The 16,024-nt window shown below is 71.3% G+C and carries 15 protein-coding genes and 1 pseudogene; 2 read left to right on the top strand and 14 right to left on the bottom strand.

The genetic code is table 11. The annotated features are described in order from the left end of the window. Window positions 1–463: pseudogene (argB, locus tag JNK30_RS11000) on the bottom strand (acetylglutamate kinase); the annotation flags it as partial. A gap of 135 nt (window positions 464–598) precedes the next feature. Here argB and JNK30_RS10995 point away from each other — a divergent pair. Beyond that, window positions 599–1,864, top strand: a complete 1,266-nt coding sequence (locus tag JNK30_RS10995) for an amidohydrolase family protein (protein ID WP_293482281.1) — start codon at window positions 599–601, stop codon at window positions 1,862–1,864. Window positions 1,865–1,918: 54 nt separating this feature from the next. Here the strand turns inward: JNK30_RS10995 and JNK30_RS10990 are convergent, their stop codons facing one another. The 12 genes from JNK30_RS10990 to JNK30_RS10935 all read right to left on the bottom strand — a co-directional run bounded on the left by JNK30_RS10990 (window position 1,919) and on the right by JNK30_RS10935 (window position 12,988). Further along, window positions 1,919–2,674 (bottom strand): Crp/Fnr family transcriptional regulator, encoded by a 756-nt coding sequence (locus JNK30_RS10990; RefSeq protein ID WP_293482280.1) that lies wholly within the window; start codon window positions 2,672–2,674, stop codon window positions 1,919–1,921. A gap of 77 nt (window positions 2,675–2,751) precedes the next feature. Beyond that, window positions 2,752–3,903, bottom strand: a complete 1,152-nt coding sequence (locus tag JNK30_RS10985; protein ID WP_293482279.1) for an acyl-CoA dehydrogenase family protein — start codon at window positions 3,901–3,903, stop codon at window positions 2,752–2,754. A gap of 213 nt (window positions 3,904–4,116) precedes the next feature. Further along, window positions 4,117–4,809: a hypothetical protein gene (locus JNK30_RS10980; protein ID WP_293482278.1), complete on the bottom strand. Its 693-nt coding sequence runs from the start codon at window positions 4,807–4,809 to the stop codon at window positions 4,117–4,119. Between the two features lie 6 nt (window positions 4,810–4,815). Beyond that, window positions 4,816–6,213: a tetratricopeptide repeat protein gene (locus JNK30_RS10975; RefSeq protein ID WP_293482277.1), complete on the bottom strand. Its 1,398-nt coding sequence runs from the start codon at window positions 6,211–6,213 to the stop codon at window positions 4,816–4,818. Further along, window positions 6,206–6,784 carry a ribosome biogenesis GTP-binding protein YihA/YsxC gene (yihA, locus tag JNK30_RS10970; protein WP_293482282.1) on the bottom strand — a complete coding sequence of 193 codons (579 nt, stop codon included), beginning with the start codon at window positions 6,782–6,784 and terminating at the stop codon, window positions 6,206–6,208. The genes JNK30_RS10975 and yihA overlap by 8 nt, the downstream gene beginning before the upstream one ends. Window positions 6,785–6,864: 80 nt before the next feature. Next, window positions 6,865–8,667, bottom strand: a complete 1,803-nt coding sequence (yidC, locus tag JNK30_RS10965; protein WP_293482276.1) for a membrane protein insertase YidC — start codon at window positions 8,665–8,667, stop codon at window positions 6,865–6,867. A gap of 37 nt (window positions 8,668–8,704) precedes the next feature. Then, the gene (rnpA, locus tag JNK30_RS10960) at window positions 8,705–9,073 is read right to left on the bottom strand and encodes a ribonuclease P protein component (protein ID WP_367118743.1); all 369 of its coding nucleotides are present in this window, start codon (window positions 9,071–9,073) and stop codon (window positions 8,705–8,707) included. A 157-nt stretch (window positions 9,074–9,230) separates the two neighbouring features. Then, window positions 9,231–9,365, bottom strand: a complete 135-nt coding sequence (gene rpmH / locus JNK30_RS10955) for a 50S ribosomal protein L34 (RefSeq protein ID WP_293482274.1) — start codon at window positions 9,363–9,365, stop codon at window positions 9,231–9,233. A 95-nt stretch (window positions 9,366–9,460) separates the two neighbouring features. Further along, window positions 9,461–10,210, bottom strand: coding sequence for a type I methionyl aminopeptidase (gene map, locus JNK30_RS10950; protein WP_293482273.1), 750 nt, complete (start codon window positions 10,208–10,210; stop codon window positions 9,461–9,463). Between the two features lie 44 nt (window positions 10,211–10,254). Further along, window positions 10,255–11,235: an NADPH:quinone oxidoreductase family protein gene (locus tag JNK30_RS10945; protein ID WP_293482272.1), complete on the bottom strand. Its 981-nt coding sequence runs from the start codon at window positions 11,233–11,235 to the stop codon at window positions 10,255–10,257. 58 nt (window positions 11,236–11,293) lie between these two features. Then, complete coding sequence (locus JNK30_RS10940) at window positions 11,294–11,920, bottom strand: TetR/AcrR family transcriptional regulator (protein ID WP_293482271.1); 627 nt, start codon at window positions 11,918–11,920, stop codon at window positions 11,294–11,296. Window positions 11,921–12,058: 138 nt separating this feature from the next. After that, window positions 12,059–12,988: an SDR family oxidoreductase gene (locus tag JNK30_RS10935; protein ID WP_293482270.1), complete on the bottom strand. Its 930-nt coding sequence runs from the start codon at window positions 12,986–12,988 to the stop codon at window positions 12,059–12,061. A gap of 148 nt (window positions 12,989–13,136) precedes the next feature. Here JNK30_RS10935 and JNK30_RS10930 point away from each other — a divergent pair, with 148 nt between their 5' ends. After that, a complete protein-coding gene (locus JNK30_RS10930; protein WP_293482269.1) occupies window positions 13,137–14,615 on the top strand; it encodes an HWE histidine kinase domain-containing protein in 1,479 nt (492 codons plus the stop codon). Window positions 14,616–14,622: 7 nt separating this feature from the next. Here the strand turns inward: JNK30_RS10930 and JNK30_RS10925 are convergent, their stop codons facing one another. Then, window positions 14,623–15,453, bottom strand: a complete 831-nt coding sequence (locus tag JNK30_RS10925; protein ID WP_293482268.1) for a DUF72 domain-containing protein — start codon at window positions 15,451–15,453, stop codon at window positions 14,623–14,625. Window positions 15,454–16,024 lie beyond the last annotated feature (571 nt).

The raw sequence follows: 16,024 nt of genomic DNA, 5'->3' as shown, positions 1-16,024 counted from the left end.
ACGCTGTCCGGCGCCCGCTTGGTGCGCTTCACCTTCTCCACGGTGATCAGCTTGGCGTCCTTGCCCGACAGGCCCACGCCGCGCACGTCGGCCTCGGCGCCCGCCTGGGTTATCCAGCTGGCGATCTCCTTGTTGATGGCGCCGGACAGCACCATCTCGGCCACTTCCATGGTCGCCTGGTCGGTGACGCGCAGGCCGTCGACGAAGGTGGACTTCACCCCCGCCTTCCCGAGCCAGGCCGAGATCTGCGGGCGCCGCCGTGCACGACCACCGGATGGACGCCCAGCATCTTCAGCAGCACCACGTCGGCGGCGAACAGCTTGGCGACGCTCTCCTCGCCCATGGCGTGGCCGCCGTACTTGATGACCACGGTCTCGCGGTCGTAGATCTGGATGAAGGGCAACGCCTCCGCCAGCGTCTTCGCCGTGGCCCAGCCCTGCTGCCCTTGGGTGTCTTCGCTCAACTCACCGTCCTCACGCCCGCGGCGTCCCGATAGCGGACGGTCGCCCGGCTGTCACGGCCCCTGAGCGGGCGCAGGGGCGGGACTTCCCCGCATCCCCGGGCGTGCTAAGCCAGGGCTGGAACAGAGGGACCTGCGATGCGCAAGCTGCTGGGAGCGATGCTGGCCGGACTCCTGGCGGCCGGCGCCGCCCAGGCCGACACCGTGGCCGTCACGGCGGACCGGCTGCTGGACGTGCGGACGGGGAAGTATGTGGAGCGTCCCCTGATCGTCGTCACCGACGGCCGCGTGGTCTCCGTCGGTCAGGCGGGGGACGCGCCGCCTCCCGGCGCGCGGCAGGTCGACCTGCCCGGCGTCACCCTGCTGCCGGGCCTCATCGACATGCACGTGCACCTGACGAGCACCGGCCGGTACGGCGGCTACTCCGCCTACCAGTTCACCGACACCTTCTGGACCGCGCTGGCCGTCGCCAACGCCCGCGCCACGCTGGAGGCCGGGTTCACCACCGTGCGCAACGTCGGCTCGGCCTTCTACGCCGACGTCGGCGTGCGCGAGGCGATCGACGAGGGGTGGGTTCCCGGTCCGCGGATCATGGCGGCGGGCTACGCGCTCAGCGCCACGGGCGGCCACTGCGACGAGACCTTCTTCCCGCCCTCGATGCAGCAGAAGAGCCCCGGCGTCATGGACGGCCCGGAGGAGGCCCGGCGGCTGGTGCGCGCCCAGCGCAAATACGGCGCGCGCATGATCAAGATCTGCGCCACGGGCGGCGTCTTCTCCCGCGGCACCGCGCCGGGGTCGCAGGAGCTGTCGCTGGAGGAGATGAAGGCGGTGGTCGAGGAGGCGCACATGGCCGGCATGACGGTCGCCGCCCACGCCCACGGCGCGCCCGGCATCAGGGCCGCCATCCAGGCCGGCGTGGACACCATCGAGCACGTGAGCCTGATCGACGACGAGGGCGTCAGGCTGGCCGTGGAGAAGAAGACCTGGCTGGGCTTCGACATCTACAACACCGACTACACCCAGGCCGAGGGCCGGAAGAACGGCGTGCTGGAGGAGAACCTCAAGAAGGACCGCGACATCGGCGACATCCAGCGGGAGAACTTCCGCAAGGCGCTCCGGGCCGGCGCGCGGATGATTTACTCCACCGACGCCGGCATCTTCCCGCACGGCTGGAACGCGAAGCAGTTCGCCGTGATGGTCCGCTACGGCGCGACGCCCCTGCAGGCGATCCAGTCGGCCACCGTCAACGCCGCCGCTGCGCTGGCCTGGGACAAGGACGTGGGCCAGGTGGCCCCCGGCTTCTGGGGCGACATGGTGGGCGTCAGGGGCGACCCGCTCGCCGACGTCACCCTGCTGGAGCGGCCGGTGTTCGTCATGAAGGGCGGCGAGGTGGTCCGGCGCTAGCGCCCTGCGGCGCCGCGAGGTCTCCGGGCGGGGGAGGGGGCTCACGCGCGCCCGCTAGACGTCCACCTCGGGCAACAGGGCCGCGAAGTGGTCCTCCACCGCGCGGTAGCACTCGCACGACGCGCGCTCGAGCCCGGGCCTGTCCACGATCTCCACGCGGCCGCGGTGCGTGCGGATCAGGCCCCGCGCTTGCAGGCCGGCGGTCACGGCGGTCACCGTCGTGCGCTGCAGGCCCAGCATCTCGGCCAGGCTCTCCTGCGTCAGCTGGATCATCCTGTCGCCGGCCCGGTCGTGGGTGGCCAGCAGCCAGCGGCTGGCCCGCTCCTCGGCGCTGTGGAGGGCGTTGCAGGCTACCGACTGCATCATCTGGGCGAGCAGCGCGTCGGCGTAGCGCGAGAACAGGTCGCCGAAGCGGGGCGAACCGGTCTTGGCCGCCTCGAGGTGACTGGTGGGGATCGCCAGCGCCTCGCCGCCGATCTGCACCACGGCGCGCCCGAACGCGGGTTTGTGGCCTTCGGACACGATGCCGCCCACGGCGCCTTCGCGCCCGATCGTCGCCGCCTCGACCTCGCGCCCGTCGCGCGTGACGACCAGCAGCGAGGCCATGGTGCGGTGGCAGGGGAAGTGCGTCGTGGCGACGTCGTCGCCCGGCTCGAACAGCACCTGGCCGCGTTCGAGCCGAACCGGCTCCAGGTGCGGCTCCAGGACCGCGAAATCCCGGCCCGAGAGGGCGCCGAGCAGCCGGTTTCCACGGCGGTCGACACGGGGCCGGGCATCGGCGATGGACGGCACGAACCCGGATGCACTCATGCTGGCCCCCGACACACTGGCCGGGAGTCAACGCGGCAAGGCGGCGCTTGTTGCATCCGGCGCCGGCCGGATGGGCCCTAGATGGTACGGGCGACCACTTCCTTCATGATCTCGGACGTGCCGCCGTAGATCCGCTGCACGCGGGCGTCGCGCCACAGCCGCGCGATCGGGTACTCGTTCATGTAGCCCGCGCCGCCGTGCAGCTGCAGGGCCGCGTCGCAGACCTCCCACTGCAGCTCGGTGTGGAACAGCTTCGCGGCCGAGGCCTCGGCGGCGGTGAGCTTGCCGTCCAGGTGGCGCGCGATCGCCCAGTCCAGGTGCGCCCAGCCCGCCTGCATCTTGGCCTTCAGTCCCGCCAGCGTGAACCGCGTGTTCTGGAAGTCGAACACCGTCTGGCCGAACGCCTTGCGTTCCTTGGTGAACTTCACGCCTTCGTCGAAGGCGCGCTGCGCCGCCGCCTGCGCCTGCGCCGCGATCCCCAGCCGCTCCTGCGGCAGCTGGGTCATCAGCTGGGCGAAGCCGCGGCCCTCCTCGCCCAGGATGTTGGCTGCCGGCACGCGCACGTCCTCGAAGAACAGCTCCGAGGTGTCGGCCGAGTTCTGGCCGATCTTGTCCAGGTTCCGGCCGCGCTTGAAGCCCTCGCGGGTGGCCTCCACCAGGACCAGCGAGATGCCCTTGCCGCCCTGGGTGGGATCGGTCTTGGCGACCACGATCACCAGGTCGGCGCTCTGGCCGTTGGTGATGTAGGTCTTGCTGCCGTTGACCACGTAGTGGTCGCCGTCGCGGAGGGCGGTCGTGCGCACGGCCTGCAGGTCCGAGCCCGTGCCCGGCTCGGTCATGGCGATCGCGGTGACGGCCTCGCCCGAGACCATCTTCGGCAGCCATTCGCGCTTCTGCGCTTCCGACCCGTAGTTGACGATGTAGTCCGCGACGATGTCGCTCTGCAGCGTGATGCCGGAGGTCGAGCCGGCGTAGAACAGCTCCTCGCTGATCACGGCGTTGTACCGGAAGTCGAGCCCCAGCCCGCCGTACTCCGCGGGCACGCCGGGGCACAGCAGGCCCGCCTCGCCGCACGCCAGCCAGAAGTCGCGGCCGATGATGCCCTCCTCCTCCCAGCGGTCGAGGTTGGGGATCAGCGCCTTCTCGTAGAACTTCCGCACCTGGTCGCGGAACAGGTTCAGCTCCTCGTCGAAGATGGGGCGGGCGGACATGTCGATCATCGGCGGCATCCTCGGAACGTTCGACCGCCAGTTAGCCGCCTGACGCAACGGGCGCCTAGCTCGCGGCGTCCGGGCCATCGGAGCTGAAGACCGCCCCCGGTCCTCCCCCGCAGAGGGAGGGGGACCGCCGAAGGCGGTGGAGGGGGGCTGCCTCCAGCGCGAGCGACTTGCAGGGGAGGACCGAGGCGGTAGCTTGCGCCCCGGCGAAGGTCCCTGAAACCGCTAGCGCCCCGTGGCGACGGAGGTGGTGCGGTTCAGCGCCGCGCGCCACTCGTCGGCGTAGTCGCAGTCGGCATAGTCCGCGAAGTACGGCCCGCCGCGGGTGAAGTGGGCGATCCGGGCGTCCGGGTTCATGTCGTACTCGCCCACCAGCCAGTTCCATTCCAGGGGCAGCGCGCCGATCTCGGCCTCGTCCGCGAGCCACTTGAACTGGTGGAGCTCCAGCCCCGACGCCGTCTGCACGAACTCGGGCGTCAGCGCCCGGCAGCGGGCGTTGTTCATCAGCATCACGCTCGACCAGTTCTTCTTGGCGTAGCGGGCCTGCGGATGGTTCAGGAACTTCACCTCGTCGCGCGGGGTGTAGTCGTGCTGCGCCACCATCACCGCATAGCGGTCGTCCGCCAGGGCGAACAGCTCGGCCACGTCGGTGCGCAGAAGCATGTCGCAGTCCATGAACAGCGACCAGCCGGCGTAGCCCGACAGATAGGGGGTCAGGAACCGCGAGAACGAGAAGTCGGTAGACTGCGCCGAGACCGGCGGGCGGTCGAAGATCGGCCGGATGGTGGAGAGCGCGATGGGCGTCAGCCGCACCGGGCGAGAGCTGCGCTCGAGGATGCTCTGGGCCAGCACGTGGTAGGCCACGATCTCCTGGCGATCGTAGCCGATGTAGATGTCCAGCGGTTCGAACGGCGGCACGGGCGCTCAGGACTCCAGGCGGGCGGCGACGGCGGCGGCGACCTCCGCCAGGACGGGGGCCCAGTCGCCCGGGGCCGCCTGCCGGAACAGCCGGACCGAGCGGTACCAGGGCATCGCGGGCCCGGCGGCTGTGTAGCGCCACTCGGCCACGTGCGGAATGAGGGTCAGGCAGGTCCGGCCCAGGGCGCCGGTCAGGTGGACCAGGGTCGTCTGCACCGACACCACCAGGTCGAGGTTGGCCACGAGGCCCGCCAGATCGTCGAAGTCGTCGATGTCCGCGGCGGGGAAGATGCGGATCGGCTGCGCCCGGCCATGGTTCGCCGCCGCGACCTCGGACTCCACGTCGCCGTACTGCAGGCTGACGAACTCGCAGCCGGGCAGGTCGAGGACGGGCCCCAGCGCGCCCAGCGACAGCGAGCGCTGGTCCTGCCGGGTATTCGGCGAGCCGCCGCGCCACGAGAGGCCCACCCGCAGCCGCGCCGTGCGCGGACCCAGGCGCTGCGCCCAGCGCGCCTCAGACGCCGGGCTCGGGCGCAGGTAGGGCGACCCTGGAAAGGCCGCCGCATCGGGCCGGAAGAGGCCGCCCAGGCTCCCCATCGCCAGCACGGCGTCCACCGCCGAGAGGTCCAGGCGCGCGGCCTCGGGGCCGACGAATCCGGCCTGCGGGAAGGACGCCGCGAACAGGCCGACCAGCCGCGGGTCGCACACGCAGCCCACGCGGGCGCCCAGCCGGACCAGGTCGGGGATCATGCTGGCGAACATGATCTGGTCGCCCACGCCCTGCTCCCCCAGCAGCAGCACGCGCTTGCCGGCGAGGGCGTCGGGGCGCGTCGTCGGCGTCAGCAGCGGCCGCGTGCGGGCGTTCACGATGCCCCCCGCCACCGGCAGGAAGCGCTTCAGGTCCAGCCGGGCTTCGTAGTCGGCCCAGCCGCCGGCGAAGTCGCGCAGCTGCAGGCGCACGATCGCGCGGCGGTGCCGGGCGAGGGCGTCCTCGGGGCGCAGGGCGACGGCGGCGTCGAGGGCCTCCAGCGCCTCGTCGTGGCGGCCCATGGCCGAGCGGGCGAGGCCCAGCTGGCAGAGCGCCTCGTAGGCCGGACCGCCGGCCGCCAGCACCGCCTCGTAGGCCTGGGCCGCCTCGGCGTGCCGCGCCAGCCCCGCCAGGCCCTCGCCGCGCAGCAGCAGCGCCTCGCCGTGGCCGGGCGCATGCGCGAGCGCGGCGTCGGCCACGCCCAGCGCCTCGTCGAAGCGCGCCCGCTCGATCAGCAGGACCCCGAGGTTCCGCACCGCCAGCGGCTGGACCGGATCGGCGGCGAGCGCGGCGCGGAAAGCTGCCATCGCCGCGTCGCTTCGCCCGGCTTCGAGATGGGCCACGCCCTGCGCCAGCGCGTCTCGCGCCTCAGCCACCCGCCAGCTCGCAGGCGGCCAGGATCTCGGCCCGCAGCTGTGCGACGCCGTCGCCCTTTTCCGCCGAGGTGGCGATCACCCGCGGGAACGCCGCGGGCCGCTTGGCGACCTTCGCGAGCGTATCGGCCTTGACCGCCTCGACCTCGCGCGCGCTGCGCAGCTTGTCGGCCTTGGTGAGGACGACCTGATAGCTCACGGCCGCGGTGTCGAACGCGTCCATCGCCTCGCGATCGACGTCCTTCAGGCCATGGCGGCTGTCGATCAGCAGGTAGGCCCGCTTCAGGTTGGGACGGCCGCGCAGGTAGCTGCGGCCCAGGTTCTGGAACTTGTTCGCCGCGCTGCGGCTCACCTTGGCGAAGCCGTAGCCGGGCAGGTCGACCAGCCTCAGCCGCTCGTCGGCGACGAAGAAGTTGAGCTCGCGCGTGCGGCCCGGCGCCGTGGAGGCCCGGGCCAGGTCCTTGCGCCCGGTCACGGCGTTGATCAGCGAGCTCTTGCCCACGTTGGATCGGCCGGCGAAGGCCACCTCCGGCAGGTCGGCCGGCGGCAGTCCCTGGATCGAGACGGCCCCCATCAGGAACGTCACCGGGTGGGCAAAGAAGACCCGCGCCGCCTCCAGCGCCTCGGCGTCGAACGGGGCGTCGGGCGCCGCGCTCACCCCGTGGTCCTGGGCTTGCCCGACAGCCGCGCGATCAGCTGGTCGATCGGGTTGTCCACCTTGAACCGCCGCATGATCACGTACTGCTGCAGGGCGGTCAGGATGTTCGACCAGGTGTAGTAGAGCAGCAGGCCGATCGCGAACTGCGCCATGATGAAGGTGAACAGGATCGGCATCAGCTGGAAGATGCGCTGCTGCATCGGATCGGGCGCCGGCGGGCTCATGGCCGTGGTGAGCCAGGTGGTGAACCCGTAGAGGATCGCCATGATGCCGATGTGCAGGAAGCCGGGCGGGTTGCCGTAGGCCAGGAGCCCGCCGATGAGCGGCGCCGTGCCGGGATCCCACGGGATCAGGCCGAACAGGTTGAAGATGGTGGTCGGATCGGGCGCCGAGAGGTCCTTGATGAAGCCCACGAACGGCGCGTGCCGCATCTCGATCGTGACGGTCAGCACCTTGAACAGCGCGAAGAAGATCGGAATCGTCAGCAGCAGCGGCAGGCAGCCGGCCAGCGGGTTCACCTTCTCGCGCTGGTAGAGGGCGAGCAGCTCCTGCTGCTGGCGCTGCGGGTCGTCCTTGAACTTCTTGCGCAGCTCCTCCATCGCGGGCTGCACCTTCTTCATCTTGGTCATGGACTCGTACTGCTTGTTCGCCATGGGGAACAGCAGCAGGCGCACGATGACGGTCAGGATCAGGATCGCGACGCCGAAGTTGCCCACGAGTCCGAAGAGGAAGTTGAGCAGCTGGTAGACCGGCCGCGTCAGGAACCAGAACATGCCCCAGTCCACCGCCTCGTCGAGGTGCTGGACGCCGAGCTTCTCCTGGTAGGCCTCGAGCACCGGCATCCGCTTGGCGCCGGCGAAGACGCGCACGGTGGACTCGACCTGCCGGCCGGGCTGGATGGTGCGGGCCTGGCCGGTGAAGGTGGCGGCGAGCAGGTTGAGCCCCGGGGCCTTGGTCAGCTTGTACTGCGCCTCGAAGCCCTGCTTCTGGTCCGGGATCAGGGCCGCCAGCCAGTAGTGGTCGGTGATGCCGATCCAGCCGCCGGTGGACGCGTGGGACGGACCGCCGCCCTCCTTCTGCCACTTGGCGTACTTGATCGGTCGGCGCTTGCCGTCGAACCAGCCCATGCCGCCTTCGTGCACGATGCTGTTGCGACCGAGCGTCGGCGGGACGCCCTGGCGCTGGACCGAGCCGTACGGTGCGAGCGTGATCGGCGCCCCGGTGGTGTTCGCCACCGCGTCGGTGACCGTGAACATGTACTGGTCGTCCACGGCGATGGTGCGGGTGAACGTCAGCCCCTGGCCGTTGGCGTAGGTGAGCGTCACGGGCTTGCCGGGCGCCAGCACCGAACCGCTCGACAGCGTCCACAGCGTCTGGGCGTTCGGCAGTCCGGGCACGTTCAGGCCGGCCCAGCCCACATCGGCGAACCAGGCGTACTGCGTGCCCTCGGGCCGCAGCAGCTCGACCGGCGGCGAGTCCTTCTTGAGCGTCTGGCGGTAGTTGCTCAGCCACAGGTCGTCGATGCGCGCGCCGCGCAGCGAGAGCGATCCCCGGAGCGCGGGCGTTTCGATGGGCACCCGCGGGCTGGCCGACACCGCCGCCTGCCGGTTCACCACCTGCGGGCCCGGCGCCACGGCCGGCCGCGAGGGCGACAGGGTCTTGGCGGCGGCGGCGCGGGCCTTCTCCTCGGCGACCTTCTTCTGGTTCGACGGCTCGATGACGAAGAACTGGTAGCCGATGAGGATCAGGAACGCGCACACGACGAAGATGATCGTGTTGCGTTGGTTCTCGTCTTGCATAAGGGGGACGCGGTCCGTCGAGGAAAGGTGGGCGGGCCTATCGGATTTGGGGAGCCGGCCGGTCGGCGGCGAGCCTTACCAGCGCAGTTTTCACATCGTCAAGCAAACGGTCCCACGGCCGGGTGATCACGCCGCCGCGCGCGATCAGCACGTAGTCGTGGCCCGGTCGGGCGTGATCGGGCAGGACGCGCCGCGCCGCTTCGCGCATGCGCCGCTTGGCGCGGTTGCGCTGGACCGCCCCGCCGATGCGTTTCGTCGCCGTGAACCCCACGCGGACGGCGGGGTCGTCGTCGCCGCGCGCCCGCGCCTGGACGACCACGGCGCCCTTCGCGCACGACGGCGCCTGGGCGCAGGCCAGGAACTCGCTGCGCTTGGTCAGGCGGGTGATGGGGGGTGTGTCCAAGATCGTGCCGCCATCCCGGTTTCGAAGGGGAAGACCGGGGCGCATAGACGCCGACTCGTCAAGAAGGCCCGCGGCGTCGCCGCCGCGGGCCTTCTGGAACTTCGATGCCTGCAGGTCCCCCGGTCCGGGTCTCCCCAAGGCCGGGAAAAGTGCGAGGTCGCTAGGCGCTCAGGCGCTTGCGGCCCTTGGCGCGGCGGCGAGCCAGCACCTTCTGCCCATTCTTGGTGGACATGCGCAGGCGGAAGCCGTGACGGCGCTTGCGCACGAGTCGGGACGGCTGAAAGGTCCGCTTCACGGGAAGGCTCCGGGTCGAAAATTCGAGCGGCGGTGGATAGTGGAACGGGCCGGGCCTGTCAACCGGGCGACCTCAGCGTTTCCACCCCGGGCCGATCAGGGCAGCGTCACCACCACCGGTCCCCGGCGGGTTGCGACCAGCGTGTGCTCGTACTGGACGGTGGGTTCGCCGCCGGGCGGTCCGAGCGTCCAGCCGTCTTCCCGCGTCTCGTCCACCCAGTCGGCGCCCAGCGAGAGAAACGGCTCCAGGGTGAACACGAGGCCCTCGCGGATGGTCCGCCGCTCCGACCGGTCGGCCCAGGTCGGGATCTCGGTGGGCTCCTCATGCAGCGACGCGCCCACGCCATGGCTGGCGAGGGTCCTGACCAGCGAATACCCGTTGCGGCGCGCGAACGCCTCGATGTCGCGTCCGGGCGCCGCCAGGGACGCCCCCGGCCGCACCGCGCGGATGCCGGTCCACAGCGCGCGCCGGCCGTCCCGGCAGAGGCGCTCCACGCGCGCCGCCACCGGAGGCACGGCGAACGAGGCGCCGGTGTCGGCGAAGAAGCCGTCCAGCTCGGCCGAGACGTCGATGTTGATCAGGTCGCCCGCCTGCACCCGGGTGTCGTCGGGAATGCCGTGCGCCACGTCGGGGCCCACCGAGATGCACGTGGCGCCTGGGAAGCCGTACGTCAGCTCCGGCGCCGGGCGCGCGCCTTCGGACTCGAGCATCCGCCGGCCCAGGTCGTCCAGTTCGCGCGTCGTGATCCCGGGCTCCAGCGCATCGCCCATCGCCTTCAGGGTCCGCGCCACGAGGCGGCCTGCCGCCTTGAGCTTCTCGAGGTCGTCTTCGCTGCCGATGGTCATGGCGTCCAGCTCCGCTGCGTCCCGGGTCAGGGAGCCCCATTACATCACAGGTCGGGCCGGATGATGGTCTTTCCCACGACCTTGCGCTGGGCGAGCGTCTCGAAGGCCTCGCGCCAGTCCGCGAGCGGGTACTCGCGGTCGACCCGCGGCTTGACGCGACCCTCCTCGGCCAGGCGCCAGATGGCCTCGTTGTTCTCGCGGCCTTTCTCCGGGTTCTGGCGGCCGTACTCGCCGGCGCGCACGCCCATGACCGAGAAGCCCTTGATCAGCGCGATGTTGACCGGCAGCACGGGCAGCCGGCCGCTGGTGAAGCCTATGGACAGGATCCGGCCGCCGAACGCGATGCAGCGGATCGACTCGTCGAACACGTCGCCGCCGACGGGGTCGTAGATCACATCCGCCCCGCGCCCGCCGGTGATCGCCTTCACCCGTTCGCGGAAGCCGCCGGTGACGTTCACCGTGGCGTCGACGTCGTACTCCTTGGCGATGATCGCCAGCTTTTCGTCCGACGCCGAGGCCGCGATCACCTTCGCGCCCAGCACCTTGGCGTAGTCCACCGCCGCCAGGCCCACGCCGCCGGCCGCGCCGTGCACCAGCACCCACTCGCCGGGCTGCACCATGCCGATGCGGCTGAAGGCCACATAGGCCGTGAGGTAGGCCACCGGATAGCCCGCCGCCGCGCTGAAGCTCAGGCCTTCCGGCTTCCGGCGCAGGGTCGCCGCGGGCAGGATGGCGTACTCGGCGAAACCGCCCCGGCCGCCGCTGCAGACCGCGTCGCCCACCGCGAAGCCCGCGACGCCCTCGCCCAGGGCGTCGATCTCGCCCGCGAGTTCCATGCCGCCCACGAACGGGATCGGCGGCTTGTGCTGGTGCTCCCCGCGGGTCTGCATCAGGTCCGGGAAGTTCACCGCCGCCGCGCGCACCCTGATCCGCACCTCGCCCGGCCCAGGCTGCGGCAGCGGCAGGTCGCGGACGTGGACGCCCGCGTAGTCGGGCAGCAGTTCTTCGACGACCAGGGCGCGCATCCGGGGTCTCCGCTTGGATCGCCGCGTCCTAGCAGCGGCGCCGCATGGGAATGGAAGCCTAAGCCCCACCGCCCGCCGGGAGGCCCTTCACGCCGCCCAGGATCATGGCCGCGGCGAAGTCGGCGGCGGCCGCCACGTCGATGGGGCGCCGCGTCAGCATCTTCTCGCCCACCTCGCGGGCGATGCCGATGCAGGCGGCGGCCATGTACTCCGAGTCCGCCGCCGGCCCCTTGCCCTGGGCGATGGCGTCCTCGATGGCGTCCTTCACCTCGGCGAACACGGCGGCCATCTCCGGGGTCTCGCCCTGGATGTGGGGATGCGCCTCGCCGGCGGGGCGGCGCGCCACCCAGCTCACATGCTCGTCGGCCATGAACTCGAAGTAGGCGACGATCGCCTCGCGGACGAACTCCTCGAAGGCGCCGCCCTTGGTCCGCAGGCCCTTGAGGATCGGCGCGAACCGCCGGGCGCCGTCGTCGGCGAGGGCGGCGAACACCTCCTCCTTCGAGCGGTAGTAGTTGTAGAACGTGCCGGCCGCGAGCCCCGTGCGGCGGATGATGTCGCGCACGGTCGATGCGTCATAGCCCAGCTCGCCGAACACCTCGCGCGCGGCGTCCAGGATCGCCTGGCGGTTCTGGACCTTGGTCTGCTCCCGCTTGCCCACGGGAAGATACGCGACTTGTGACATGGAACTCCTCACCCACTCCCCCGAAGGTGACGGGTGTCACATTAGAATGCGCCGTACGGCTCAGCCAAGCGGGTTTACGCGCAGGTAAAGACAAATCGGACGCCGCCTTCCACCGCGGCGCCCCCTGTCCGCAGAGGGTCAGACCGTGCGCTGGGCGCGGTCCTTCTCGTTGCTGGCCCGGATCGAGTTGCGGGCCGCCTCCCACTCCTTGTCGCCCCACGCCGCCAGGCGGGTGAAGCCGCCGCCGCCCTGCAGGTGCCCGCCGCCGTCGATGGCGATGGTCTGGCCGTTCACATAGGCCGAGCCCGGGTCCAGCAGGTAGACGGCCAGGTTCGCCAGCTCGCGCATCTCGCCGTTCCGCCCGAGCGGGATCCCGGGGTCGGCCTTCGGGCGCGCCCCGCCGGTCGCCTCCGTCGAGCCGGGGTTCAGCCGGGCCCAGGCGCCTTCGGTCGGGAAGGGGCCGGGGGCGATGGCGTTGAAGCGGATGCCGCGGTTGCCCCACTCCACCGCCAGGGACTGCGTCATCACGTTCAGGCCCGCCTTCGACATGGCGCTGGGCACCGTGAAGGGCCCGCCGTGCCAGACCCAGGTGGTGAGGATCGAGATCACCGAGGCGTGCCGGCCCTCGGCCAGCCAGCGCTTGCCGGCGTCCAGCGTCACGAAGAACGAGCCGCGGAAGACGATGTTGGCGATGGCGTCGAAGGCCCGCGGCGACAGGTCCTCGGTCCGGCTGATGAAGTTGCCCGCGGCGTTGTTGACGAGGCCCGTCAGCGGCCCGCCGGCCCACACCTCGTCCATGGCGTCGTGGATCGCCTCCGGCACGCGGATGTCCACCGCCATGCCGGTGCAGCGTCCACCGGCCAGCCCGCCGTGGGCGTCGGTCAGCTCCTGGGCCGCGGCCTTCACCACCTCGCCGCGCCGGCCCCAGATGACCACGTCGGCGCCCAGCAGGACGCAGGCCTCGGCCATCACCTTGCCCAGGCCGGTGCCCCCGCCGGTGATCAGGATGCGCTGGCCCTTCATCAGGCCCGGCTTGAACATGATGTCGTCCTGGGTGAACTCGGTCATCGGGGCGCCTCCATCGTTGTGTCCGTGAGCAGGCCGTCCTGACGCCGGGTCGGTCAAGCGCCCCTGCGACCAATCGCCGGGGCGCATACGGCGCAGTTGTGGCATTCTGAGTCGCGGGGGGCCGCATCGAGGGACTCGAATGGCGGCCATGAGGCGTGACCGGTCACAGCCCGCCGATCTTGCGGTGGAGTTGGGCGAAGCCCTGCTCGAGCTCGCGGGCGCGGACGGGCTCTTCGCCTGCGACAGCGGCGGGCGCATCACCTACTGCAACGCCGCCGGCGCGGCGTTCCTGCAGACGTTCCGCACCAGCTCGATCGGCAAGGCGCTCAAGCCCATCCTGGAACGGCTGGGCGTCGAGACCCTCGAGCTGCGGTTCCTGGCCGCCGTCCGCGACGCGTCCGCCGTGGAGTTCGTGGTGGCGCGGCCGGGCGCGGCGGACGAGTGGGTCGAGGTGCGCGGCCTGCCGGTGACCGGCGGCATCGCCTTCTTCCTGCGCGACGTGACCGCCCGCGAGCGCAGCGAACGCACCCTGCGCCGCAGCGAGCGGCGGCTGCGCTCCACCACCGAGAGCCTGCGGCTGGCGCATCAGGCTGCCCGCGCCGCCACCTGGGAATGGCGGACGGGGCGCGGCCTGCGCTGGCTGGACCCGGAGGCCGCCCGCGCCCTGATCGGCCTCACCGCCGGCCCCGACGAGTCCATCGCCGACTGGCGCAGCTTCGTGTTCGACGACGACCTGGCCGGCGTGGGGGCCAGCCTGGCGACGCTGCGGGACGCCGACGAGGTGGCGTTCGAGTATCGCGTGTCGGCCGCGGACGGGGGGCATCGCTGGCTGCGGTCCAGCGCCGCGGTCGTCGAGCGGCGCGACGGCCTGCCGGTGCGCGTGGCGGGCGTCACGCTCGACGTCACGGCCTCGAAGCTGCACGAGGCGCGGCTCGAGCGCGAGGTCTCGGAGCGCGACCGCGCCGAGCGGCGCCAGCAGCTCCTCATCCACGAGCTGAACCACCGGGTGAAGAACATGCTGGCCACGGTGCAGTCGGTGGCGCGGCAGAGCCTGGGACGCGCCCGCGGCGGCGGGCCGCTGGCCGACTTCGAGGACCGCCTCATGGCGCTCGCCTGGGCCCACGACATCCTGACGCGGGAGCGCTGGGCGGGCGCGTCGCTGCGGGCGGTGCTCGAACGCACCCTTTCGCCCCACGCCGCCGCGCACCGGGTCGAGTTCGCGGGCCCCGACCTGCGGGTCTCGCCCAAGATGGCCCTCGCGCTCGCCATGGGCGCCCACGAGCTGGCCACCAACGCCGTGAAGTACGGCGCGCTCTCCAACGACGTGGGGCGGCTCGCGGTGCGCTGGCGGCTGGATCCCGAGACCGAGCCGCCGCGCCTCATCCTCGAATGGCAGGAGGAGGGCGGGCCCCCCGTGGCGCCGCCCAAGGCCCGCGGCTTCGGCTCGCGGCTGCTCGAGCGGGGGCTCGCCGGCGAACTGGGCGGCGAGGTGCGGATCCTGTTCGAGCCGGCGGGCGTCCGCTGCCGCCTCAGCGCGCCGTTCCAGCCCGAGGCCGCGCCGCCCGAGGAGCCGCTGGACGACCCGGTCTTCATGGCGCACGCCGGCGAGGCCGAGCTGCGTCAGTAGCGCCGGTTCAGGCCGGCTCCGGCGGCTGGAACTCGGGATCGACCCGGCAGATGAACGCCATGGCCGCGGCGGGCGCGCGCACCTTCCCTTCGTGGATGACGAACGCGTAGACGTCCCGCGGGCCCTCGGGCGGTCCGGTCCGGTCCACCGGCGTGAAGTCGCCCGGCACGCGCCCCTCGGCGTAGGCGCGGAAGCGGCCGGCCCACAGGTCGAGGTCCTTGGCCTCGTAGCCCGTGGGGATCTCGTCGTCGGCCGACAGCAGGCGCAGGTAGACGAAGTCGGCCGTGATGTCGGGGATGAAGGGGTAGTTCTCGTTGTCCGAGTTGCAGATCGCGATGCCGCGGTCGCGGCAGAGACCGATGAACTTCGGGTCGTTGAAGGTCCCGTTGCGCACCTCGAACACGTGCTGGGCCCGGGTGTCGCCGATCCGCTCGGGCATCAGGTCCATGAAGCCGGCGAAGTCGTCGTAGTCGAACTTCTTGGTGGGCATGAACTGCCACAGGATCGGTCCCAGCCGATCCCCCAGCTCGGTCAGCCCCTGGTTCAGGAAGATGTCCAGGCTGGCCTTGCCGTCGGCCAGCACCTTGCGGTTCGTGCAGAACCGGCTGGCCTTGACCGAGAACTTGAAGCCCTCGGGCGTCGCCGCGCGCCATTTCGCCCAGCTGTCCGGCTTGAACGACGAGTAGTAGGTTCCGTTGATCTCGATCGCGGTCAGCCGGCGCGAGGCGTACTCCAGCTCCCGCGCATGGGGCCACTTCGGCGGGTAGAAGACCCCGCGCCAGGGCTCGAACGTCCACCCCCCGATCCCGCAGCGGATCCGCCCTGCCGCGTCAGCCATGCGACATCTCCCGAAGCTCGCCGGAAGTGGTAGCGACTGACGCCCGCGTTCACAAGATGTTCCCGCGCGTGACGCGGACGGGCATTGGTGGGGCTGCTCTTACGATTTGTCAGTTTGCGCCCTCTGCAATTGTCGGAAGTCGCGCTTCCGCTGCTCGAGCACCCCGGGTTCCCAATGCGGAGCCAGGTTCCCAATGCCTCTGACACAGGGGCGCTTGAAATTGCTGACGTTTGCGCGGGCTCCGTTTCGCAGTCGAAGCGATTGCGAACGCGATTAGGAAACCAACCGCCGGCGCCGGCGTGTCGTGGTGCTGGCGCTGCGAAGCCGCTAACGGACTGGCGTCAGCCGCGCTGCCCGGCCTTCGAGCGCTGCGCAGCACGCCTGAAGACCGACGAGCTAGCGATCGGATCGGCGGAAGCGAACGCGATCCCTGCCCGCGATCAAGAATGCGTCGTACCCGGCGGACCGCCAGGCTTCCCGCTGGACGTGCGACGTTCTCCGATCAGAGACATTCGCCCACCACTGCGGTCGATCAGCGCTCTTGGGAAGCATGGCTCCGAGCACACGCTCG

The organism is Phenylobacterium sp. (assembly GCF_016793225.1).
GTDB lineage: Bacteria > Pseudomonadota > Alphaproteobacteria > Caulobacterales > Caulobacteraceae > Phenylobacterium.
The sequence above is the reverse complement of the archived record's forward strand: the minus strand, read 5'-3'. Positions and strand labels throughout refer to the sequence as shown.

What these genes read in the sequence shown, in the direction of transcription:
- JNK30_RS10995 (WP_293482281.1), top strand. Translation starts at nt 599, where the DNA reads ATGCGCAAGCTGCTGGGAGCGATGCTGGCCGGACTCCTGGCGGCCGGC.
- JNK30_RS10990 (WP_293482280.1), bottom strand. Translation starts at nt 2,674, where the DNA reads ATGAGTGCATCCGGGTTCGTGCCGTCCATCGCCGATGCCCGGCCCCGT.
- JNK30_RS10985 (WP_293482279.1), bottom strand. Translation starts at nt 3,903, where the DNA reads ATGCCGCCGATGATCGACATGTCCGCCCGCCCCATCTTCGACGAGGAG.
- yihA (WP_293482282.1), bottom strand. Translation starts at nt 6,784, where the DNA reads ATGGGGGCCGTCTCGATCCAGGGACTGCCGCCGGCCGACCTGCCGGAG.
- yidC (WP_293482276.1), bottom strand. Translation starts at nt 8,667, where the DNA reads ATGCAAGACGAGAACCAACGCAACACGATCATCTTCGTCGTGTGCGCG.
- map (WP_293482273.1), bottom strand. Translation starts at nt 10,210, where the DNA reads ATGACCATCGGCAGCGAAGACGACCTCGAGAAGCTCAAGGCGGCAGGC.
- JNK30_RS10945 (WP_293482272.1), bottom strand. Translation starts at nt 11,235, where the DNA reads ATGCGCGCCCTGGTCGTCGAAGAACTGCTGCCCGACTACGCGGGCGTC.
- JNK30_RS10940 (WP_293482271.1), bottom strand. Translation starts at nt 11,920, where the DNA reads ATGTCACAAGTCGCGTATCTTCCCGTGGGCAAGCGGGAGCAGACCAAG.
- JNK30_RS10935 (WP_293482270.1), bottom strand. Translation starts at nt 12,988, where the DNA reads ATGACCGAGTTCACCCAGGACGACATCATGTTCAAGCCGGGCCTGATG.
- JNK30_RS10930 (WP_293482269.1), top strand. Translation starts at nt 13,137, where the DNA reads ATGAGGCGTGACCGGTCACAGCCCGCCGATCTTGCGGTGGAGTTGGGC.
- JNK30_RS10925 (WP_293482268.1), bottom strand. Translation starts at nt 15,453, where the DNA reads ATGGCTGACGCGGCAGGGCGGATCCGCTGCGGGATCGGGGGGTGGACG.